Annotated in this window: 17 protein-coding genes; 11 read left to right on the forward strand and 6 right to left on the reverse strand. The window is 65.6% G+C overall.

What is annotated here, in order from left to right; translation table 11 throughout:
- Window positions 1-80: 80 nt before the first annotated feature.
- Together EJ068_RS17490 and pncA are read right to left on the reverse strand one after the other, a co-directional pair.
- Complete coding sequence (locus tag EJ068_RS17490) at window positions 81-1,430, reverse strand: sodium:proton antiporter (RefSeq protein ID WP_127253462.1); 1,350 nt, start codon at window positions 1,428-1,430, stop codon at window positions 81-83.
- Window positions 1,431-1,866: 436 nt separating this feature from the next.
- Window positions 1,867-2,481, reverse strand: coding sequence for a bifunctional nicotinamidase/pyrazinamidase (gene pncA, locus EJ068_RS17495; protein WP_129554673.1), 615 nt, complete (start codon window positions 2,479-2,481; stop codon window positions 1,867-1,869).
- Window positions 2,482-2,782: 301 nt separating this feature from the next.
- Here pncA and EJ068_RS17500 point away from each other — a divergent pair, with 301 nt between their 5' ends.
- The 6 genes from EJ068_RS17500 to EJ068_RS17525 are packed head-to-tail and all read left to right on the forward strand — an operon-like array spanning window position 2,783 to window position 9,877.
- Window positions 2,783-3,640, forward strand: coding sequence for a xanthine dehydrogenase family protein subunit M (locus EJ068_RS17500; protein WP_127252035.1), 858 nt, complete (start codon window positions 2,783-2,785; stop codon window positions 3,638-3,640).
- The gene (locus EJ068_RS17505) at window positions 3,637-6,420 is read left to right on the forward strand and encodes a molybdopterin-dependent oxidoreductase (RefSeq protein WP_127252034.1); all 2,784 of its coding nucleotides are present in this window, start codon (window positions 3,637-3,639) and stop codon (window positions 6,418-6,420) included. Before EJ068_RS17500 ends, EJ068_RS17505 begins: the two co-directional genes overlap by 4 nt.
- The gene (locus EJ068_RS17510) at window positions 6,417-7,958 is read left to right on the forward strand and encodes a 6-hydroxynicotinate reductase (RefSeq protein ID WP_127252033.1); all 1,542 of its coding nucleotides are present in this window, start codon (window positions 6,417-6,419) and stop codon (window positions 7,956-7,958) included. Before EJ068_RS17505 ends, EJ068_RS17510 begins: the two co-directional genes overlap by 4 nt.
- The gene (locus EJ068_RS17515; RefSeq protein WP_127252032.1) at window positions 7,958-8,842 is read left to right on the forward strand and encodes a UPF0280 family protein; all 885 of its coding nucleotides are present in this window, start codon (window positions 7,958-7,960) and stop codon (window positions 8,840-8,842) included. The genes EJ068_RS17510 and EJ068_RS17515 overlap by 1 nt, the downstream gene beginning before the upstream one ends.
- Window positions 8,835-9,419 carry an amino acid synthesis family protein gene (locus EJ068_RS17520; protein ID WP_126063206.1) on the forward strand — a complete coding sequence of 195 codons (585 nt, stop codon included), beginning with the start codon at window positions 8,835-8,837 and terminating at the stop codon, window positions 9,417-9,419. Before EJ068_RS17515 ends, EJ068_RS17520 begins: the two co-directional genes overlap by 8 nt.
- Window positions 9,416-9,877: a MarR family transcriptional regulator gene (locus EJ068_RS17525; RefSeq protein ID WP_127252031.1), complete on the forward strand. Its 462-nt coding sequence runs from the start codon at window positions 9,416-9,418 to the stop codon at window positions 9,875-9,877. The genes EJ068_RS17520 and EJ068_RS17525 overlap by 4 nt, the downstream gene beginning before the upstream one ends.
- A gap of 212 nt (window positions 9,878-10,089) precedes the next feature.
- Here the strand turns inward: EJ068_RS17525 and EJ068_RS17535 are convergent, their stop codons facing one another.
- Window positions 10,090-11,829 (reverse strand): hydantoinase B/oxoprolinase family protein, encoded by a 1,740-nt coding sequence (locus EJ068_RS17535; RefSeq protein WP_127252030.1) that lies wholly within the window; start codon window positions 11,827-11,829, stop codon window positions 10,090-10,092.
- Window position 11,830: 1 nt separating this feature from the next.
- A complete protein-coding gene (locus EJ068_RS17540; protein WP_128314622.1) occupies window positions 11,831-13,903 on the reverse strand; it encodes a hydantoinase/oxoprolinase family protein in 2,073 nt (690 codons plus the stop codon).
- A 220-nt stretch (window positions 13,904-14,123) separates the two neighbouring features.
- On the opposite strand from EJ068_RS17540, the gene EJ068_RS17545 reads away from it, so the two are divergent.
- The 5 genes from EJ068_RS17545 to EJ068_RS17565 all read left to right on the forward strand — a co-directional run bounded on the left by EJ068_RS17545 (window position 14,124) and on the right by EJ068_RS17565 (window position 20,641).
- Window positions 14,124-14,951 (forward strand): ferredoxin--NADP reductase, encoded by an 828-nt coding sequence (locus EJ068_RS17545; protein WP_127252028.1) that lies wholly within the window; start codon window positions 14,124-14,126, stop codon window positions 14,949-14,951.
- 136 nt (window positions 14,952-15,087) lie between these two features.
- Window positions 15,088-16,134, forward strand: coding sequence for a deoxyribose-phosphate aldolase (deoC, locus tag EJ068_RS17550; protein WP_129554674.1), 1,047 nt, complete (start codon window positions 15,088-15,090; stop codon window positions 16,132-16,134).
- A 166-nt stretch (window positions 16,135-16,300) separates the two neighbouring features.
- On the forward strand, window positions 16,301-18,676 hold the full coding sequence (locus EJ068_RS17555) for an aldehyde dehydrogenase family protein (RefSeq protein WP_128314621.1): 2,376 nt from the start codon (window positions 16,301-16,303) through the stop codon (window positions 18,674-18,676).
- Window positions 18,677-18,890: 214 nt separating this feature from the next.
- Complete coding sequence (locus EJ068_RS17560) at window positions 18,891-19,622, forward strand: SDR family oxidoreductase (RefSeq protein ID WP_129554675.1); 732 nt, start codon at window positions 18,891-18,893, stop codon at window positions 19,620-19,622.
- Window positions 19,623-19,795: 173 nt separating this feature from the next.
- On the forward strand, window positions 19,796-20,641 hold the full coding sequence (locus EJ068_RS17565; protein ID WP_127252024.1) for a fumarylacetoacetate hydrolase family protein: 846 nt from the start codon (window positions 19,796-19,798) through the stop codon (window positions 20,639-20,641).
- Between the two features lie 8 nt (window positions 20,642-20,649).
- Here EJ068_RS17565 and EJ068_RS17570 read toward each other — a convergent pair whose 3' ends face one another.
- Both EJ068_RS17570 and EJ068_RS17575 read right to left on the reverse strand, forming a co-directional pair.
- Window positions 20,650-21,648: an ABC transporter ATP-binding protein gene (locus EJ068_RS17570; RefSeq protein ID WP_127386229.1), complete on the reverse strand. Its 999-nt coding sequence runs from the start codon at window positions 21,646-21,648 to the stop codon at window positions 20,650-20,652.
- A 15-nt stretch (window positions 21,649-21,663) separates the two neighbouring features.
- Window positions 21,664-22,722 (reverse strand): Gfo/Idh/MocA family oxidoreductase, encoded by a 1,059-nt coding sequence (locus EJ068_RS17575; RefSeq protein ID WP_128314620.1) that lies wholly within the window; start codon window positions 22,720-22,722, stop codon window positions 21,664-21,666.
- Between the last annotated feature and the right edge of the window lie 67 nt (window positions 22,723-22,789).

Raw genomic sequence — 22,789 nt, forward strand, 5'->3', positions numbered from 1 at the left:
CGGGGAGGGGGCAGCGCCGACCCCCAACCGGACCTGCAGTCCGACCTCCCCACAAGGGGGAGGTAAGGCTCCGCGCCGCTTCACCCGAAAAACAAAAACCCGGCGATCAGAAACGTCGGGATCAGCACCAGGCCGGACCACGCCATGTAGCCGAAGAAGCCAGGCATCTTGAAGCCGCGATGCCTGGCGATGGCGAAGACCATGAAGTTCGGCGCATTGCCGATATAGGTGTTGGCGCCCATGAACACCGCTCCCGCCGAGATCGCGGCCAGCGTCGAGGCTGCCTCAGTCATCAGGTGCTGGGCGTCACCTCCGGCAAGCTCGAAGAACACCAGATAGGTCGGCGCGTTGTCGAGGAAGGAAGACAGCGCCCCGGTCAGCCAGAAATAGGCGAGATCGTTGGGCTGGCCGTCGGCGGACGTGACCAGCGCCACCAGCGGCGCCAGCGCGCCGTCATGGCCGGCCCGCAGGATGGCGATAACCGGCACGATGCATATGAAAATGCCGGCAAACAATTTCGCCACTTCGGCGATCGGCCCCCAGGTGAAGCCGTTGGCCTCGCGGTGGCTCTTGTAGGAGACGCGAAGCGAGAGAAACGCCAGCACCAGGATGATGGCGTCGCGCACCAGGTTCTGCAGCTCCAGGCCGACGCCGACGACCGGGATGCTCACCCCCGGCTTCCAGCTCGCCGAAAGCAGGATCGCGCCGATCACGCCGGCGAGCAGCGGCAGGTTGGCCAGCCCGCGCAGGCGCACCTTTGTATCGGGCGTCGGGTCCTTGATCTTCGGCAAGCCGGCCTCGCGGCGATGCAGGACCAAATCGATCGCCAGGAACACCGCCAGCACCAGCCCGCCGACAAAAAGCGTGTCGGGCAGGATGTGCACCGTCGTCCAGAAGAAATCCACGCCGCGCAGGAAGCCGACGAACAGCGGCGGGTCGCCGAGCGGCGTCAGCGAGCCGCCGATGTTGGAGACCAGGAAGATGAAGAAGATCACCACATGGGCGTTGAACGGCCGGTTGTCGTTGGCGCGCAGCATCGGCCGGATCAGGATCATCGAGGCGCCGGTCGTGCCGATGACCGAGGCAAGCAGCGCGCCGATGAGCAGCAGCCCGGCATTGGTGAGCGGCGTGCCATGGATGTTGCCGGCAAGCAGGATGCCGCCCGAGATCGTGTAGAGCGCGAACAACAGGATGATGAAGGACATGTATTCGGTGAGCAGCGTGTGCAGCACCGCTTCGCCTGCCGTCGGAATGCCGAAAGTGACGGCCAGCGGGACCACCGCCAGCGCCGCCCAGCCGGCGGCGATCTTGCCGTAATGATGTTCCCACAGGTGATGAAAGAGCAGCGGTCCGGTCGCGATCGACAGCAGCAGGCCGGCAAAGGGCAGTCCCCACCACAGCGACATGGCGGCGCCGGGCAGTTCGTGCATTTCGGCGGCGAATGCTTGCGCTGGAAGCAGCAGCGCGATGGCGAGCGCGGCGAATAGAAAAATCCGGCCGCCGCGCGCTTTCCCTTCTCCCTTTGTGGGAGAAGGTGGATCGGCGCGATAGCGCCGAGACGGATGAGGGGTGCTCCAGCGGAGTGAGACGCTGGCTTTCCCTGGAGCACTCCTCATCCGTCGCCTTCGGCGACACCACCCGGCCCTTCGCTGGCTCAGGGCGTTCGAAGCTCGAAAAGCCAAGCAATTGGCTTTTCGTCCGCTGCGCGGACCGCTTCTCACCCCACAAGGGGAGAAGGGGGAACCCGCTTTCCGGCGCTGCAAACCAGCTATCTCCTCTCCCCTCGGGGAGAGGTCGGATTGCCCCGAATTGCCCTTCGCAATTCGGCTGGCAATCCGGGTGAGGGGGACCTTCCCCACGGTCCGGTCAATCCGCCGAGTGATCTTCGAGCGTCACGCCGGCTTCGTGCATGCGCTTTAGCATCGCCTCCACCGAGCCGTTGAGTTCGATGCCGCGGCAGGCGTCGAGCCGGACTGTCGTCTTGAAACCCTGCTTCACCGCGTCGAGTGCGGAAAAGGCAACGCAGAAATCGGTGGCGAGCCCGGCCAGCGTGATCGTGTCGATGCCGCGTTCCTTCAGGTAGCCGCCAAGGCCGGTCGGTGTCTTATGGTCGTTCTCGAAGAAGGCCGAATAGGAGTCGATCGCTGTGCGGAAGCCTTTGCGGATCACCAGCTCGGCTTTGGTCCAGGCAAGTCCGGAGTGGAAATCGGAACCGAGGCTGCCCTGGATGCAATGGTCCGGCCACAAGGTCTGCGGCCCATAGGGCATATCTATGGTTTCGAAGGGCTGTTTGCCCGGATGGCTGGAGGCGAAGCTCGAATGTCCGGCCGGGTGCCAATCCTGCGTCAGGATCACATGGTCGGTCCGCCGGATCAGGTCGTTGACCAAAGGCACGATCTCGTCGCCGCCGGCCACCGCCAGCGCGCCGCCTGGACAAAAATCGTTCTGCAGGTCGATGACGATCAGCGCTTCGTCGGCCATGCGGCTTCCCTCTCGTTTGGGCCCCCTCGTATCGGCTTGAGGCTCCAGTCCAAAGCCGCTGACGCGACCGGACACGGAACCTTGACCAGATGGCTGGCGGCGTCAACCTCCGGCACCATAACAATCGCGTTCAGGTCTTTGCCGCGCCAACTCCGGCTTTGACAATTCCGACCGGCCTGATATCATTTGCATACGAATGAATTTGACCGGTCTGGATACCGGCGGAAAGTCCCAGGGCAAGGCGCTTTGGGCGGGCCAATCGGGGACGGCTCGTTTCTGGGAAGGTTCTGGAAGGCAGAGCGTGATCCGTTACGCGAAACCCACCACGGTCGACGAGGCGCTCGCTTTGCTTGGCGAGGACCGCTGGCGGATACTCGCCGGCGGCACGGATTTCTATCCGGCGCAGGGCGCAAAACCTTTCCGCGACAACATCCTCGACATCAACGGTCTCGCCGAACTGCGCGGCATCGAAGAGACCGACGAATATTGGCGGATCGGCGCCCGCACCACCTGGACCGATATTGTCCGTCACCCGCTCCCGCCCGCCTTCGACGCGCTGAAATCGGCCGCGCGCGAAGTCGGCTCGGTCCAGATCCAAAACGTCGCCTCGATTGCCGGCAATCTCTGCAACGCCTCGCCCGCCGCCGACGGCGTGCCGGCGCTGCTTGCGCTCGACGCCGATGTTGAATTGCGCACGGCGAAAGCCACCCGTCCTCTGCCGCTCGACGCGTTCATCCTTGGCAATCGCCGCACGGCGCTGCAGCCGGGCGAGATGGTCACCGCCATCCGTGTGCCGAAGCGCTCCGCGGTCGGCACCTCGGCCTTCGTCAAGCTCGGCGCCCGTCGCTATCTCGTCATCTCGATCGCCATGACTGCGGCGCGGCTTGTGGTCGAGAATGGCGTCATCGCCGAAGCGGCGATCGCGGTCGGCTCCTGCTCGGCGGTCGCCCGCCGCCTCTCCGGCGTCGAGGCGGTCCTGCGCGGACGTCCGATCGACGAGGCGCTTGCCGACGCGGTGCTGTCGGCGCCCATCGATGAATTGTCGCCGATCGCCGATGTACGCGGCAGCGCCGAGTACCGGCAGGACGCGGCGCGCGAGATCGTTGCGCGCGCGGTGCGTGCCGCAATCGGCCTCGGCGAAAGCAAGGTGGCCGCATGAGCATGGCCCAATCCGGCATGGCCCAATCCGGCATCGAGCGCGCCGACATTGCCTTTGAGGTAAACGGTGCCGCCGTCAGCGTCTCTGTGCCTCCCGTGCGGCGCCTGTCGCAGGTCTTGCGCGACGAGTTGCGGCTGACCGGCACCAAGGTCGGCTGCGACGCCGGCGATTGCGGCGCCTGCACGGTGCTGGTCGACGGCAATCCGGTCTGCGCCTGCCTTGTGCCGGCAGCCTCGGTGTCCGGCGCCGCCGTCACCACCGTCGAGGGCCTTGCCAATGGCAGGCTTTCGGCGCTGCAGGCCTCCTTCCTCGAACATGGCGCCGCGCAATGCGGCATCTGCACGCCCGGCCTGCTGGTCGCGGCCACCGCGCTTTTGGAGCGCAACCCGACACCCAGCGAAGCCGAGACGCAGGATGCGCTGGGCGGCGTGCTCTGCCGCTGCACCGGCTATCGAAAAATCGTCGCTGCGGTGATGCAGTCCTCGCGGCATATGAACGGCATCGACCTTCGCCTGCCGGACGTGGGCCACGCGGTCGGCGCCTCGCCGATCCGCCTCGACGGCGTGCCGAAGGTCAATGGCACCGAGAAATTCGGCGGCGATTCCTTCCCGGCTGATGCCTTGTCGGTGCTGGTGGTCCGCTCGCCGCATTATCATGCCGGCTTTGCCTTCGGCGACCTCGATGCCTGGGTCGAAGCCCATCCCGGCATTGCCGGCGTTTTCACCGCCGCCGACATCCCCGGCAAGAACTGCTTCGGCGTCATCGGTCCTTTTGCCGACCAGCCGGCGCTGGCCGAAGGCTTTGTCCGTCTGCGCGGCGAGGCGGTGGCGCTGGTGGCGGGCGAGCGTGAGGCGATCCTCGATCTCGACCTGACGAATTTTCCGATCGCCTGGACCGAACTGCCGCATGTGCTGCAGCCGCGCGAGGCGAAGGCCGATGGCGCCGCGCTGATCCACCAGCACCGGCCGGCAAACCTGCTGACCTCCGGCTATGTCGAACGCGGCGATCCGGAACGAGCGCTCGCAGCCGCTGCCGCCACTGTCTCCGGCTCAATCGAGACTTCCTTCGTCGAGCACGCCTATATCGAGCCGGAAGCCGGCTACGCTTATATGGATGGCGACACGCTGGTCGTCGTCGCCTGTACGCAGGCGCCCTATATGGACCGCGACGACACCGCCAAGGTGCTCGGGCTTCCCGTCGACAAGGTGCGCATCGTGCCGACCGCCACCGGCGGTGGTTTCGGGTCGAAACTCGATGTCTCGCTGCAGCCGCTGATCGGCCTTGTCGCGATGAAGACCGGGCGGCCGGCGGCGCTTGCCTACACCCGCAATGAATCGATGATGTCGACCACCAAGCGCCATCCGGCCGAGATGAAGGCGACCATCGGCGCCGATGCCGAAGGCCGCATCACCGGCATGGTCTTCGAGGGCGATTTCAACACGGGCGCCTATGCCAGTTGGGGGCCGACCGTCGCGAACCGCGTGCCGGTGCATGCCTCCGGCCCTTATCTGACGCCAAACTACCGCGCCACCGGCAACGCCATCCACACCAACGGCCCGATCGCCGGCGCCTTCCGCGGATTCGGCGTGCCGCAGGCCACCATCATGCAGGAAACCCTCTATGACCAGCTCGCCGGCAAGCTCGGTATGGACCGTCTGGATTTTCGGCTGAAGAATTGCCTGCGCGACGGGTGCGAGACGGTCACCGGTCAGCGCCTGGAATCAGGCGTCGGCATCGGCGAATGCCTGGAGCAGCTTCAACCGCATTGGGCTTGTGCGCTGGCGGACGCGGAGGCCTTCAACGCCGCCAACACGGCAAGCAAGCGCGGCGTGGGTGTCGCCTCCTGCTGGTATGGCTGCGGCAACACCTCGTTGCCCAATCCCTCGACCATTAAGGTCGGCATCTCGGCCTCGGGCGACGTCGTCCTGCACCAGGGCGCCGTCGATATCGGCCAGGGCTCCAACACCGTCATCACCCAGATCTGCGCCGACGCGCTCGGCCTGCCGCTGGAGAAATTCCGGCTGAAGAGCGCCGACACCGCCATCACGCCCGACGCCGGCAAAACATCCGCCTCGCGCCAGACTTTTGTAACGGGCAAGGCCGCGGAGAAGGCAGGCCGCGCCTTGCGCGAAAAAATCCTGCGCTTTGCCAACGTCTCGGGCGAGGCGACGATTGCGCTCGACGGCGCGAACCTTTCCATCCGCGAAGGCGATGCCGCGCGGCGCATCGATCTGTCCGAGCTGAAGGCCGATGCCGACGGCCTGGTGTTCGTCGCCGAGGAAACCTACGACCCGCCGACGCTGCCGCTCGACGCCAAGGGCCAGGGCAAGCCCTATGCCGTCTATGGCTACGGCGCGCAGATCGCCGAGCTCGAGGTCGACCTCAAGCTCGGCACGGTGAAGCTGATCAAGATCACCGCCGCGCATGATGTCGGCAAGGCGATCAACCCGGTGCTGGTCGAAGGCCAGATCGAGGGCGGCATCGCGCAGGGCATCGGCATGGCGCTGATGGAGGAATACATCCCCGGCCGCACCGAGAACCTGCACGACTACCTCATCCCGACGATCGGCGACGTGCCGCCGGTCGAGCACATACTGGTCGAGGTTCCGGATCCGGAAGGGCCATTTGGTGCCAAGGGCCTTGGCGAGCATGTGCTGATCCCCACCGCGCCGGCGATCCTCAATGCCATCCGCCATGCCACCGGCGTCCTGGTCACCAAGGTGCCGGCGACGCCGAGCCGCATCCTGGCGGCGATCCGCGAGAAGGAGGCGCGCCGATGAGCGAGCTTGCCGAACGTTTCGAAATCCATGACCCCGGCGAGAAGCAGGTGGCGGAGAAGATCCGCTGCGATGCCTGCCCGGTCATGTGCTACATCGCCGACGGTCGCACCGGCGCCTGCGACCGCTACGGCAATGTCGGCGGCCGCATCGTGCGCATGGATCCGCTGACCATCCTCGACCATGCCGCCGAGACCGGCGGCGCGGTCGTGCCTTTCGTTGCCGAAGGCGAAGCCTGGAACGGCGAGCTGGTCAACACCGGCCGCCGTTTCGTCACCGCGATCGGCGCCGGCACCACCTATCCCGATTACAAGCCGGCGCCCTTCATCGTCAGCCAGGAGGTCGAGGGCGTCGATCTCGTCACCGTCGTCACCGAAGGCATTTTTTCGTACTGCGGCGTCAAGGTGAAGATCGACACCGACCGCCATATCGGCGACGAGACGGCGATCGTGCATTCGCAAGGCGAGGCGATCGGCCATGTCACCACAGGCGAATACGGCTCGCAGATGCTGTCGCTTGGCGGCGTCCATCATTTGACCGGCGGCTCCAAGCAGGAAGGCCGCGCCACTTGCGACGCGCTGCTCAACCTCTGCAACCGCAAGCCGGTCGAGCTCGCCATCGACGGCGGCGCGACGGTCATCGTCGAAGCCGGCAAACCGCCGGTCATCGACGGCAAGGTCGAGCACCGCATGCGCGTCGGCTGCGGCTCGGCCACCATCGGCATGTTCGCCACCCAATGGCGCGGCCTGGTCGACGAGGTGGTGGTGGTCGACGACCACATCACCGGCGTCGTCTCGGAGCACCAGGCCGGCAAGGTGCTGGGCTGGGAAGACACCGGCATAAAGATCATCGGCCGCCGTTCGACGCCCGGCCGCTATTTCAAGGTCTCGGAGCCCGGCCTCGGCTGGGGCGGCACGACGATTTCCGATCCGCTGTCGATCCTCGGCGATTGGAACGCCAAGAAGGGCGCGCGCCCGGGCCTGTCGCTGCTGATGGTGTCGACCACCGGCGAGCAGTTCGCCTATTACGAACTGGACGACGAGCTGAGGCCGGTCCAAAAACCGTTTCCGGAGCGGCTGCAAAAAACGGTCGGCCTGATCGAGGACAATTGCGAGCCGGCTTTGTGCACGGTTCTCTTCATAGGCGGCGCCGGCGGCTCGCTGCGCGCCGGCGTCACCGAAAACCCGGTCAACCTCACGCGCTCGGTGCAGGGCTTAAGGACCTACGTGACGGTGGGCGGCGCGCCGGTCTATGTCTGGCCGGGCGGCGGCATCACGCTGATGGTCGACGTCACCCGCGTCCCTGAAGGCGCCTTCGGCTATGTGCCGACGCCGGCTTTGGTCGCGCCGATCGAGTTCACCATGCGCCGCGACGATTATGTGCGGCTCGGCGGCTATGAGAATGAGATCCGCAGCGTCGAGGACGTCCTCGCCAAAGGCGGCGAGTATCTCAACCCGCGCAGCAACACCGGCGCGCCGGTCAACAATCCCTGGCCGCCGCTGGCGCAGCTGCGGCGCGCGGCGGCGAACGGTGCCGGGTGATGAACAGCCCGCAGGCGCATTGGCTTGCCGACGGCCGGCGGCTCCATCTCAACCATGGGCCGATCGATCTCATTGTCGAGGCCTTTGGCTCTGACGACGAGCGTCGCGCCGCCTACCAGCAGGCGGTCACGCGCTTCCAGACGGTCCTGATCGAGCTGGTCGAGGAGCTGCCCGAGTTGCGCCTGCCGGCCTTCTTCCTGGCGCCGCGCGATTTCGCCGGCCCGACGGCGCGCCGCATGGAAGCCGCCGTCATGCCGCTGGCGGAATGCTTCATCACGCCGATGGCGGCCGTCGCCGGTTCGGTAGCCGACGAAATTCTTGCCGCGATGCTCGCCGGCCGCCGGCTCGACCGCGCTTACGTCAACAATGGCGGCGATTGCGCCCTCTATCTCGGCAGGGATCAGTCGATGACGGTGGCGATTGCCGGCACCGGCAATGGCATGGCCGATCGCGTCGGTATCCACGCCGAGGATGGCGTGCGCGGCGTCGCCACCAGCGGCTGGCGTGGGCGGTCGTTTTCGTTCGGCATCGCCGATGCCGTCACCGTTCTCGCGCCGACCGGCGCCGAGGCCGATGCGGCGGCGACGCTGATTGCCAACGCCGTCGACCTGCCCGGTCACCCTGCTATCGCGCGCGTTCCGGCGCGCGACCTGGCGCCCGACAGCGATCTCCGAGAGCAATTGGTGACGCAGAGCGTCGGCGCGCTTTCGGCGGGCGAGGTTGCCCGGGCGCTGGACAACGGCCTCGCGGTCGCCGAAGATTTTCGCCGGCGCGGCTTGATCGCCGCCTCGGCGCTGTTTCTGGCGGGCGAAGCCCGCATCAGCGGCGCGATAGCGCTCGCCGCGCCCAACAAGCATGCACAGGAGGAATTCGCCCATGCCTGAGTTTCCGATACGCAAGGTCGCGGTGCTGACCGAGGAGATTTTCCACGACGGCGGCCCCGTGGCGAAAGAGCCCCGCCTTCGCGCTGCGGCTCTTGCCGTGGTCAAGAACCCTTTCGCCGGCCGTTATGTGGAAGAGCTGCAGGGCGCGATGGAGGACCTGAAGCCGCTGGGCCTTCTGCTCTCCGACAGGCTGATTGCCGCGCTCGGCGGCGACGTCAAGAAGATCGACGGCTACGGCAAGGGCGCAATCGTCGGCACCGCGGGTGAGCTTGAGCACGGCGCGCTGTGGCACGTGCCCGGCGGCTACGCCATGCGCGAGCGCCTCGGCGACGCCAAGGCGATCGTGCCGTCGGCCAAGAAGGTCGGCGCTTTCGGCTCGCGGCTTGACGTTCCGCTCGGCCACATCAATGCCGCCTATGTGCGCAGCCATTTCGACGCCATGGAGGTCGGCATCAGCGACGGCCCGCGCCCCGACGAGATCCTGTTCTGCCTCGCCATGACCTGCGGCCCGCGCGTCCATAACCGCATGGGCGGCCTGGCGGCCGAGGACATCAAGGCATGGGATGGCCTCAGATGAGCGGCGAGGACAATCTGCTGCGGCTGGTCGAGACCGAAGACGGCGACGAGAACAACTACCATCTGCAGGAGCAGGTCGGCTTCATCCTGCGCAAGGCGCATCAGCGCCATGTGTCGATCTTCGCCTCGCATATCGGCGACCTGACGCCGCCGCAATTCGCCGCCTTGGCCAAGCTCTACGACATCGGCGAGACTTCGCAGAACCAGCTCGGAACGCTGATCGCCATGGATGCCGCCACCGTGAAAGGCGTCATCGACCGGCTGAAGGCGCGGGGCCTCGTCGAGGTTTCCAAGCACGAGGTCGACAAGAGGCGGCTGCTGGTCAATCTGACGGCGGAAGGCCGCGAGGCGATCGAGCGGCTGATCCCGCTTGCGCGCGCCATCACCGAGGAAACGCTGGCGCCGCTGACGGCGAAGGAGGCCGCGACGTTCCTGCGGCTGCTGGCGAAGCTGGCGTAGAGCGTACTCGATCCGTGATCAGCGCAAGCGATCCTTCGCGCCCCCCTCTGTCCTGCCGGACATCTCCCCCACGAGGGGGGAGATTGGCGGTTTCGGCGCTGGCATCTTTCTCCAACGCTGGTGATTGGCGAAAGCGATCGTGACGTCTGATCTCCCCCCTTGTGGGGGAGATGGCCGGCAGGCCAGAGGGGGGCGCTGTCCCGCCGGCGCCTCTATCCGTGCTTCTCAGGCGCCGCGGTCCGGTCGATTGCCGATCCTTCCGCTGAAGGAACAACTCCGAACATCTCCCTGGCCTGCTCGGCCGTATAGTACCCAAGCCTGACATCCTCGGCGACCTGCTTCGCGTCACGCTCGCGCGGATCGCCATAGCCGCCACCGCCTGGCGTGCCGACCCGCACGCGGTCGCCGGCTTTGAGCGCGATGTCCTGCTCCTTGGAAAGATGCGGCGGTACATGCGCTTCGCCGCCCCGGAACACGGTCACGCTGTTCGGCGCGCCATCCTTGCCGCCGAGCGCGCCCTGCGGGCCGAAGCGGCCGTGATCCATGACGAAGGACGCGCGCGCCTCGCCGCGCAGGATCTCGACCTCATAGGCAAGTCCGAAACCGCCGCGATGTTTCCCGGCGCCGCCGGAGCCTTCGCGCAGCGCATAGTGGCGGTAGAGCACCGGAAAGGCCTGCTCCATGATCTCGACCGGCGGCGACTTCGAGATGCCGATGGTCGAGCAGCCATTGCTCAAACCGTCATGGCCGGCATTGCCGCCATAGCCGCCGCCGGAGATCTGGTACATGACATAGTCGCGGCCGCGCGTCGGATCGTTGCCGCCGAGCGCGAAATTGCCGCTGGAGCCGGCGGGCGCGGCCGTCACCTTCTCGGGCAGCGCCTGCACCATCGCCGCGAACACGGCTTCCGCGATGCGCTGCGAGACCTCCGCCGCGCAGCCCGAGACCGGCCGCGGATATTTGGCGTCGAGGAACGTGCCCTCCGGCCGCTTGACGTTGAGCGGCTCGAAGGCGCCGGCGCTGATCGGCACCTCCGGGAAAATATGGCGCATGGCGAGATAGACCGACGACAAGGTTGTCGCCAGCACGCTGTTCATCGGTCCGGCGCAGGGTGCTGATGAGCCGGCAAAGTCGAAGGTCAGCGTATCGCCCGTCTTCTCGACGGCGAGATTGATGGTCAGCGGCTCGTTCACCACGCCGTCGGAATCGACGAAGGCCTGCGAGCGGTAGACGCCGTCGGGGATCACGGCGATCGAGGCGCGCATCTGCTCGGCGGCGCGGCGGCGCAGCTCCGCGATCGCCTCGACCACGGTTTCGTCGCCGTAACGATCCAGGATTTCATTGAGCCTGTCCTGGCCGATCAGCAGCGCCGCGGCCTGCGCCCGGATGTCGCCGATACGCTGGTCGGCGACGCGGATGTTCGAGCAGATGATGGCGTAGATCTCGGGATCGAGCACGCCCTTCTTGAACAGTTTCACCGGCGGCAGCCGCAGCCCCTCCTGCTCGACCGCCGTGGCCGAGGCGGAAAAACCGCCCGGCACCGAGCCGCCGATGTCCGGCCAGTGGCCGGTGTTGGAAAGCCAGCAGAAGATTTTTCCACCCCGATAGACCGGCATGACGAAGCGCACATCCATCAGATGCGTGCCGCCGAGATAGGGGTCGTTGACGATATAGATGTCGCCCGGTTCCGGCGCCAGGCAGCTTCCGTCGGCGATCATCTCGATCACCGTCCTGGTCGAGTATTGCATCACGCCGACGAACACCGGCAGGCCTTGGCTGCCTTGCGCGATCAGCGAGCCGTCGACGGCCGAATAGATGCCGTCCGAGCGGTCATTGGCCTCGGCGATGACCGGCGAGAAGGCGGCGCGCGAGAAGGTCAGGTCCATCTCGTCGCAGACCTGCTGCAGCGCCGCCTGCAGCACCGAAAGCGTGATCGTGTCGAGCGTGCTCATCTCAGGCCTCGCCGATGTCGATGATGATATTGCCGTCCGCGTCTGAGTGGGCCCGGTCGCCGGGTTCGAGCACGGTAGTGGCGTCCATCTGCTCTAGGATAGCCGGTCCCTCGATCACGGCATCGAGCGGCAGCTTTTCGCGGGCATAGACCGGCGTGTCGTGCCAGGTGCCATGATACCAGACCGGCCGGATCTCGCGCCGCGCTTCGTCAAGCGTCGCGGCGCGCCCCGCAGGGTCGATCAGCCGCGACAGGTCGATCTGCGGCCGCACGCCGGTGACCGAGGTGTTGAGGTTGACGAGGTTGGCGCGGATTTCCGGCAGCTCGACCTTGAAACGGGCGAAATAGGCTTTTTCGAACAGAAGCTGCAGCGTTTCTCGTGAAACCGAAGAGGAGGGCAGCGGCACGTTGATGATGTGTGTCTGGCCGACGAACTGCATGTCGGCGGAGTGCGTCACGCGGATCGCGTCCGGCTTCACCGCTTCCTTGGCGATCAGCGCCTCGCCTTCGTTACGGTGCCGTTCCAATACCTCGCGAAGCGCAGCTTCATCGAGCAGCTTCACCGGCTGATTGATCGTGTTGACGAAGTCGTGCCGCAAATCCGCGACGACGCAGCCGAGCGCGTTTGTGATGCCGGGGCGCGCGGGCACCAGCACGCGCGGCAGGCCGAGCTCGCGGGCGAGCGCCGTCGCATGCAGCGGCCCGGCGCCCCCAAAGGCGAACAGCGCGAAATCGCGTGGATCATGGCCGCGCGACACCGAGACCATGCGTATGGCGCCGGCCATCTTCATGTTGCCGAGTCTCAGAACGGCGCCCGCCGCCTCGACGCCAGAGAGCCCGGTGCGCTTGCCGATCTTGTCCTCGAAAATGCCGGTGACGCGCTCGACGGTGACCGGATTGTCGACCGCCAGCAACTTCTTCGGCGCCAGGCGTCCCAGCACCAGATTGGCGTCGGTGATGGTTGGCTCGACGCCGCCGCGCCCGTAGCAGATCGGGCCCGGATTGGCGCCGGCGCTTTCCGGGCCGATCTGGATCAGCCCGGCCGCGTCGACACGCGCGATCGAGCCGCCGCCGGCGCCCACCGTGTGCACCGCCACCATCGGCACATGGATCGGCATCGCATATTCGATCTCGATCTCGTTCGACACGGCGGGCTCGGCATTGCGGATCAGCGCCACGTCGGTCGAGGTGCCGCCCATGTCGTAGGTGACGAGATTGCCGAAGCCGGCGCGTTTTCCAGTATAGGCGGCGGCGATGACGCCCGAGGCCGGGCCGGACATCACCGTCTTGGCCGATTCCAGCGTGACGAAACGCGCCGAGATCATGCCGCCATTGCCGTTCATGATCAGGAAGTCCCGGGCGTAGCCCTTCGCGCCAAGCTCCTTGCGCAGCCGTTCGACATAGCGCTCCAGGATCGGCTGCACCGACGCGTTGACGGCGGCCGTCACGCCACGCTCGAACTCGCGCGCTTCCGAAAGCAGCACATGTCCAGTGGTGATGTGGCCGTTCGGCCAAAGCTCCGCCGCGATCTCGGCGGCGCGCCGCTCATGCGACGGATTGGCGTAAGAGTGCAGGAAGTGGATGACGAGCGACTCGCAGCCGGCGTCGAGCAGCTTCTTCACCGCTTCGCGCATCTCGGCTTCGTCGAGTTGAATGCGCACCGCGCCCGAAGCCTCGATCCGCTCCGAGACTTCGAGCCGAAGGTCGCGGGGAATGACGGGGACAAAAGTGCCGGTCATGCCATAGGCCTGCGGCCTGGTGCGGCGGCCAAGCTCGATCACGTCGCGAAAGCCGCGCGTGGTGATCATGCCGGTCCGCGCCAGGCGGCGTTCCAGCACGGCGTTGGTGGTGGTCGTCGTGCCATGCACGATGAGGTCGATGCCGTCGATCGGAAAGCCGGTGGCGCCAAGGGCGGCGACCACGCCGAAGGCCTGGTTTTCGACAGTCGTCGGCGTCTTGGCGATATGGACCTTGCCGCCCGCCTTGCCGTCGATCAAAAGCAGGTCGGTGAAGGTTCCGCCGACGTCGATGCCTGCTACGACGCTTCCCGCGGACGCCGAAAAATTCTCAATCATTGCCGAAACCCGAAATAGCAGGACTACGGATATGCCTTGGTTTGGAAAGGCATTTTACGTCGCCATCTTGACCTCAAGATCATTTGTATACTAATAAGTTTCGGACACAAGAGCTTACCGCTTGGCAATGTGCAGCGGGCACGTCGGAACCTGACCGTTCGGACGCGCAGGAGAAAGTTTGGCGCCCAGTGCGTTTGTCTGGGCCGGAAAGTTGGGTTTGATGAACACGACATCCGCGTTGAACACCGCCGGCGCAAGGCCGCTGCAGTTCCCGATCCCGGCCAATGTCTACGCCGAGACCGTGGTGTCGGTGAAGCATTACACCGACCGGCTGTTCTCCTTCCGCATCACCCGCCCGCAGTCGCTGCGTTTCCGCTCCGGCGAGTTCGTCATGATCGGCCTGCCCAATGCCGAGAAGCCGATCTTCCGCGCCTACTCGGTCGCCAGCCCCGCCTGGGACGACGAGCTGGAATTCTTCTCCATCAAGGTCCCGGACGGCCCGCTTACCTCCGAGCTGCAGAAGATCCAGGTCGGCGACACCGTCATCATGCGCCAGAAGGCGACCGGCACGCTGGTGCTCGACGCGCTGACGCCCGCCAAGCGGGTGTTCATGATCTCGACCGGCACCGGCATCGCGCCTTTCGCCAGCCTGCTGCGCGATCCCGACACCTATGAGAAGTTCGACCAGGTGATCCTTACCCACACCTGCCGCGACATTGCCGAGCTCACTTACGGCCAGGAACTGGTGGCGGCGCTCGAAAGCGATCCTCTGATCGGCGAGCTGACCGCCGGCCGCGTCACGCTCTACAATTCGACGACGCGCGAGGAATCGGCGCGCATGGGCCGCATCACCGCGCTGATCGGCTCCGGAAAATTCTATTCCGATCTCGGCATCGACAAGCTCAATCCCGAGACCGATCGCATCATGATCTGCGGCTCGATGCACATGCTGAAGGACGTCAAGGAACTCGCCGAGAGCCTCGACTTCCAGGAGGGCTCCTTGAGCCATCCGGCCAGCTTCGTCGTCGAGCGCGCCTTCGTCGGCTGAGGCGCCTCAATTTGACCATACGGTCAAAAATCTACTGCCTCGGCGGCCTTTTTCCGCTATGAGCCTTTGAAAGACTCGTGAAGCATCGCTTCACGGGCTATCCTTCGGCGTAAGCAGCTGAATGAAAGGGCAGGAGATGAGCACGATCCGCGAAGCAGGCGCTGGCGCGTCCAAGGTGATGCCGCTGCCGGCGCGTGCCGCCGCCAACACGCCGCTGCCGCTGGAACATGGCATTGCCCGCAATCCCGGCATGAAGCTCGATCTCGGCTTCCTGGAATCGGTGCGCAGCGTCAACCGTTCGGCGCTGGAGCGCCGTGTCGCGACGCTGACCAAGCGGCGCTCGATCAAGGCCGACAACCAGGCCGCCTGGCTGCTGCGGGCCATCGCCTGCATGGACCTCACCACGCTGAATTCCAATGACACGGACGAGCGCGTGCGCCGGCTCTGCGCCAAGGCGATCAATCCGCTGCGCCGCGACATCGTCGAGGGTCTCGGCATCTCGGGCGAAACCATCCGTCCGGCGGCGGTCTGCGTCTATCATCCCTTTGTCGCCACCGCGGTCGACGCGCTGCGCGGCACCGGCATCCATGTCGCCGCCGTCTCCACCGCCTTCCCGCACGGCCTTGCGCCGCTGTCGACCCGCCTGCAGGAGATCGAGGCTTCGGTGAAGGACGGCGCCGACGAGATCGACGTCGTCATTCCGCGCGGCCTGGTCTACGGCGCCAAATGGCGCGAGCTGTTCAACGAGATCGTCGCCATGCGCGCGGCCTGCGGCAATGCGCATCTGAAAGTCATCCTCGGCACCGGCGATCTCGCCACTTTGCGCAATGTCATGCTTGCCTCCATGGTCGCGATGATGGCGGGCGCCGATTTCATCAAGACCTCGACCGGCAAGGAGAGCGTCAACGCCACGCTACCCGTCGGTCTCACCATGGTGCGCGCCATCCGCGCTTATTTCGAGGAGACCGGTTATCTCATCGGCTTCAAGCCGGCCGGCGGCATTTCCACCGCCAAGGTCGCGCTCGACTGGCTTGTGCTGATGAAGGAGGAGCTCGGCCGGCCGTGGCTTGAGCCGGACCTGTTCCGCTTCGGCGCGTCGAGCCTGCTCACCGACATCGAACGCCAGCTCGAGCATCATTTGACCGGCCATTACTCGGCCAACCATCGCCACGCGATGGCGTAGGCTCCCACCCTCCCCCCTTGGGGAGGGTCGCCGCGCAGCGGCGGGGTGGGGCTCGTAAAACCAAAATAGCCTATCCAATGAACCGAACCATTAACCGTTTACCCCCACCCCGATCGGCTTTGCCGATCGACCCTCCCCACAAGGGGGAGGGTAAAGGAGGCGCCCCATGAACATCCTCGAACGCTATCACGCCATGGACTACGGCCCCGCGCCGGAAGCCCGCAACGAGGCCGATGCCTGGCTCGCCGGACGCGATTTCTCCAAGGCGCTGTTCATCGACGGCGCCTGGAAAGCGGCGGCCGGCGGCAAGATTTTCGAGACCAGCGAGCCGTCCTCCGGCAAGCTGCTTGCGAAGGTCTCGGATGCCGGCGCGGCCGACATCGATGCCGCGGTTACCGCCGCCGCCAAGGCGCTGCCAAAATGGTCGGCTTCCTCCGGCTACGCCCGCGCAAAAGTCCTCTACGCCATCGGCCGCGCCATGCAGCGTCACCAGCGCCTGTTCGCCGTTCTGGAATCGATCGACAACGGCAAGCCGATCCGCGAGAGCCGCGACATCGACGTGCCGCTGGCGATCCGCCATTTCATCCATCATGCCGGCTGGGCGCAGACGCTCGAGAAGGATTTTCTTGACCACAAACCGGTCGGCGTCGTCGGCCAGGTCATCCCGTGGAATTTCCCGCTGCTGATGCTGGCCTGGAAGATCGCGCCGGCTCTGGCCGCCGGATGCACGGTGGTGTTGAAGCCCGCCGAATTCACGCCGCTCACCGCTATCCTGTTCGCAGAGATCTGCGAGCGTGCCGGCGTGCCGAAGGGCGTCGTAAACATCGTCCAGGGCGGGCCTGAGGCGGGCGCCGCCATCGTCAATCATCCGGGCGTCCAGAAGATCGCCTTCACCGGCTCCTCCGAAGTCGGCAAGATCATTCGCAAGGCGACGGCCGGGTCCGGCAAAAAACTGTCGCTGGAGCTCGGCGGCAAGTCGGCCTTCATCGTCTTCGAGGATGCCGATCTCGACAGCGCCGTCGAAGGCCTCGTCGATGGCATCTGGTTCAACCAGGGCCAGGTCTGCTGCGCGGGCTCGCGCCTCCTTGTGCAGGAGGGCATCACCGAGGCCTTCATCGCCAAGGTCAAGGGCAGGATGAGCCGGCTGCGCGTCGGCAGCCCGCTCGACAAGAACACCGATATCGGCCCACTGGTCGACCGCACCCAGCTCGACCGGGTCAAGGGACTGATCGCCGAGGGCGCGAAACAGGGCGCCGTCTGCTGGCAGCCGGACGCCGCACTGCCGTCCTCCGGCTATTATCACCTGCCGACGCTGGCGACTTCTGTTTCGCCGGCTAACATTCTCGCGCAGGAAGAGGTGTTCGGCCCGGTGCTGGCGACCATGACCTTCCGCAACACCGAGGAAGCGATCGAGCTTGCCAACAACACGCGCTACGGCCTTGCCGCTTCCGTGTGGAGCGAGAACGTTAATCTGGCCCTGCATGTCGCGCCGCAGTTGAAGGCCGGCGTCGTCTGGGTCAACGGCACCAACATGTTCGACGCCGCCTGCGGCTTCGGCGGCTATCGCGAAAGCGGCTTCGGCCGTGAAGGCGGCCGCGAAGGCATGTTCGAATATCTGGCGGCAAAGCTTCCCATTGGCCCTGCCATCAAGCCGTCGGCCCCCAGTTCTGCCCAGCCGATCGAACAGGCCGACGGCACGGCGATCGACCGCACGGCAAAGCTTTTCATCGGCGGCAAGCAGGTGCGGCCGGACGGCAACTATTCTCTGGCCGTCGCCACCGCCAAGGGCAAGCTTGCCGGCGAAGTCGGTCTCGGCAACCGCAAGGATATCCGCGATGCCGTGGCCGCAGCCCGCGCCTGCAAGGCCTGGCCGGATGCGACCGCTTACAACCGCAGCCAGGTTCTCTATTATTTCGCCGAGAACTTGTCCGGCCGCGCCGACGAGTTCGCCGCGCGCCTTGTTCAGCTGACGGGCGTTACGGCCAAGGCTGCGCGCGAGGAGGTCGAGCAGTCGATCGAGCGGCTGTTCCTTTATGCCGGCCTCGCCGACAAGTTCGAGGGCCGCGTCCATCAGCCGCCGGCCCGTGTCGTGACGCTTGCGTTGCATGAGCCGGTCGGCGTTGTCGGCATCGTTGCGCCGGACAACCAGCCGCTGCTCAACTTCCTCTCGCTGGTCGCCCCGGCGCTCGCCATGGGCAACACGGTGGTCTCGGTTCCGTCGGAGCGGCATCCGCTTTTGGCCACCGACCTCTACCAGGTGATCGAATATTCCGACTTGCCTGCCGGCGCGATCAACATCGTCACCGGCCGCAGCGCCGAGCTTGCCGGCGTGCTGGCCAAGCATGACGATGTCGACGGACTCTGGCTGTTCGCCGATGCCGACACCTGCGCCAAGGCGGAGGCCGATTCCATCGGCAATCTCAAGCGCGTCTGGACCGGCAATGGCCGCACGCTCGATTGGACGTCGAGCGAGGCGGCCGGCGAGCCCTTCCTGCGCCGCGCCATTGAGGTCAAGAACGTCTGGGTGCCCTACGGCGACTGAGGTGTTCCGCCGAGGCACCGCGCGACGGAACCATTTCAGCCGCTGTCGCGAAGGTGATCGCCTTCGGGCTTGACGCTCGGGCGCGTGTTCTTTAACGAGAAAAAACATCTTTATCTGTGAAATGGAAATCTGACCGCACGATGCCGGCTGTCTGGCACACGACCCGGGCCGGCCATCGATAGAGGCGAAACGCTCCAGGCAGGCGAGGAAAAAAATGACGGATCTGACAGGTAAGGTGGTTGTCATAACCGCGGCGGCGCAAGGCATCGGTCGGGCGAGCGCGCTGGCTTTCGCCAAGGCAGGCGCGAGCGTTCACGCCACCGATATCAACGAGCCGTTGCTGGCGGAGTTGGGCAAAACCCCCGGCATTACGACGCGAAAACTCGATGTGCTGAACGACGCGGCCGTCGCTTCCGCCTTCGCCGAGATCGGCCGCGTCGATGTGCTGTTCAACTGCGCTGGCTTCGTCCATGGCGGTTCGATTCTGGAGATGAAGGACGAGGATCTCGACTTCGCGCTCAACCTCAATGTCCGTTCGATGATCCGCACCATCCGGGCCGTGCTGCCAGGAATGCTGGAGCGCGGCGACGGCTCGATCATTAACATGGCCTCGCTGGCGAGCTCGCAGAAGGGCGTGCCGAACCGCTTCGTCTACGGGCTGACCAAGGCGGCCGTGGTCGGCCTGACCAAGGCGGTCGCCGCCGACTATGTCGCCAGGGGTATCCGCTGCAACGCCATCTGCCCGGGCACGGTCGAAAGCCCGTCGTTGCAGGACCGCATGCATGCACAGGGCGACTATGAGGCGGCGCGAGCGGCCTTCATCGCCCGCCAGCCCATGGGCAGGCTGGGCACGCCTGAGGAGATCGCCGATCTCGCCGTCTACCTTGCCGGCGCCACCTACACGTCGGGGCAGGCCTACAACATCGATGGCGGCTGGTCGATCTGACGAAAGGCTCCGAAGCCGGCGGGTTGGTCGGATCGAAACGTCTGAAAATCTCGACGATTTGGTCGGCATCGCAGCGGGCTCGCTTGCCGCCGGTATGGTCGGCGACTAGGGTCCGCTGGCTTTGACGGGAATTTGTGAAAACGGCCGCTGGCCGCAAGGTGGAGAAAGTTGAGATGAAGTTGTTGCGCTATGGCGAAGCTGGCAGTGAAAAGCCCGGCCTGCTTGATGCGGATGGGAATATCCGCGACCTTTCCGCTCATGTCGCCGATATTGCCGGCACGACGCTTCATCCGGCCTCGCTGGAGATGCTCTCCAAGCTCGATCCCAAGACGTTGCCGGTGGTCTCCGGCAAGCCGCGCCTGGGCGCCTGCGTCGCCGGCACGGGCAAGTTTATCTGCATCGGCCTCAACTATTCCGATCACGCCGCCGAGACCGGCGCCACGGTGCCGCCGGAGCCGATCATCTTCATGAAGGCAAGTTCCGCCATCGTCGGCCCGGATGACGACGTGCTGATCCCGCGCGGTTCGGAAAAGACCGATTGGGAAGTCGAGCTCGCCGTGATCATTGGCAAGACGGCGAAATATGTTTCGGAGGACGACGCGCTGGATTATGTCGCCGGCTACGCCGTCGCCCATGATGTGTCGGAGCGCGCCTTCCAGGCCGAGCGCCAGGGCCAGTGGACCAAGGGCAAATCCTGCGACACCTTCGGCCCGACCGGCCCGTGGCTGGTCACCAAGGACGAGGTCGCCGATCCGCAGAACCTGAAGATGTGGCTGACCGTCAACGGCAAGACCATGCAGAACGGCTCGACCAAGACCATGGTCTATGGCGTGAAGTATTTGGTGTCATACCTCAGCCAGTTCATGTCGCTGCATCCCGGCGACATCATCTCCACCGGCACCCCGCCCGGCGTCGGGCTGGGCATGAAGCCGCCGGTGTTCCTGAAGGCCGGCGACGTGGTGGAACTCGGCATCGAAGGGCTCGGCCAGCAGAAGCAGACCTTCAAGGCGGACGAGTAAGCCGGCGCTTACCTCAACACCTTCCCATCCGCGCCAAACCGATACGTCTTCGCCGCGTCCGGCGTCGCATAAAGCGTCGCGCCGGGCTCGGCATTGTACACGCCAAAAATGCGCACCGTGATCAGCCCCGCCTTCTGACAGTCGAGATAGAGGTTGGTGTCGGCACCGAGATGCTCGGCATGCACCACCGTGCCCTTCCAGGCGCCGGAATTCGCATCGACTGTCAGATGCTCCGGCCGCACCCCGATGGTCTTCGCCGTTTCGCCCAGCTTGGCGCCGTCGATGAAATTCATCTTCGGCGAGCCGATGAAGCCGGCGACGAATTCGTTGGCCGGCGAATTGTAGAGCTCCATCGGGCTGCCGATCTGCTCGATGCGGCCGGCATTGAGGACGACGATCTTGTCGGCCAGCGTCATCGCCTCGACCTGGTCGTGGGTGACATAGATCATGGTCGCCTTCAGCCGCCGGTGCAGCTGCGCGATCTCAAGGCGGGTGTTGACGCGCAGCGCCGCATCGAGGTTCGACAGCGGCTCGTCAAAGAGAAAAAGCTTCGGCTCGCGCACCACGGCGCGGCCGATGGCGACGCGCTGGCGCTGGCCGCCCGACAGTTCCGCCGGGCGGCGTTCGAGATAGGGCTCGAGCGACAGCATGGCGGAAGCGATCTTGATGCGCCGCTCGATCTCGGCGGCCGGCGTGCCGGCCTGCTTGAGGCCCAGCGCCATGTTGTTCTTCACCGTCAGATGCGGGTAGAGCGCGTAGGTCTGGAACACCATGGCGATGCCGCGTTTGGCCGGCGGCGTGACGGAAACGTCCGCGCCGTCGATCAGCACGCGGCCGGAGGTCGAGTCCTCCAGGCCCGCGATGACGCGTAGCAGCGTCGACTTTCCGCAGCCGGACGGGCCGACGAAGACGACGAACTCGCCGTCCGTCACCTCGAGGTCGATGCCCTTCAGCACCTCGACCGGCCCGAAAGCCTTCTTCACATTCTCGATCTTCAGCGAGCCCACGGCTTCGTTCCTGTTCTAGAGTTTGACGGCGTTACCGCTGCGCACGCTCTCGTCGGCGGCGAGGCAGACGGCGAGCGACTTCACGGCATCGTCCATGTGGCGGGTGAGATCGATATTTTCGCGGATGGCCTTGAGCAGGAAGGCCTGCTCCAGGTCGCAGAGCTCCTGGTGGCCCGGCTCGCCCTCCATCGACAGCAGCTGGTCTTCCTTGGCGAAGCTGCCGTCGGGTCCGGTCGCCGCACTATGCAGCCGGATGGTCGAGGTCTTGGTGTGGGTGTCGATGTCGTCGGACTTCACGCCCTCCTTCATGACGATCGACACGCAGCCCCTGGGCGACATCACGTCCTTCACGAAGAAGGCTGTCTCGGAGATCATCGGCCCCCAGCCGGCTTCATACCAGCCGACAGAACCGTCCTCGAACAGCACCTGCAGGTGGCCGTAATTGTACATCGACGGCGCCACCTCGTCGCTGAGCCGCACGCCCATGCCGCGCACCTCGATCGGCCTCGCGTCGGTGATCTGCAGCATGACGTCGAGATAATGCACGCCGCAGTCGACGATCGGCGAGGTCGTCCGCATCAGATGCTTGTGCGTCTCCCAGGTGTGGCCGGAGGATTGCTGGTTGAGGTTCATGCGGAAGACATATGGACCGCCGAGCTTGCGCGCCTCGGCGATCAGCCGGATCCAGGACGGATGGTGGCGCAATATATAGCCGATCACCAGTTTCCTGCCGTTGGCCTTGGCCGCATCGACGACGCGTTGCGCGTCGGCAACGGTCGTCGCCAGCGGCTTCTCGACGAAGACATGGCAACCGGCCTCGAAGGCCCGCACCGCATAGTCGGCATGGCTATCGGAATAGGTGGCGATCGCGGCCACGTCCGGCTTCTCGTCGCGCAACACTTCCTCGAACGAGCGGCGGATGCCGTACTGTCCAAGCCCGTCCGGCAGCGGCACGTCGGAGCGGTTGATCAGCGCGGCGATGTCGAAGCCCGGATTGGTGTGATAGGCCAGCGCATGGCTGCGGCCCATATTGCCAAGGCCGGCGACGACGACACGAAGGGGTTTATCGCTCACGGACTGCTCCACTTTCTTTTGAGAGGGTGTCACCCCGGGCGGGGTGAAGCGCAGCCCTGTGGAGAGT

The sequence above is a fragment of the Mesorhizobium sp. M2A.F.Ca.ET.043.02.1.1 genome, from assembly GCF_003952405.1.
In the GTDB taxonomy this organism is placed as follows: domain Bacteria; phylum Pseudomonadota; class Alphaproteobacteria; order Rhizobiales; family Rhizobiaceae; genus Mesorhizobium.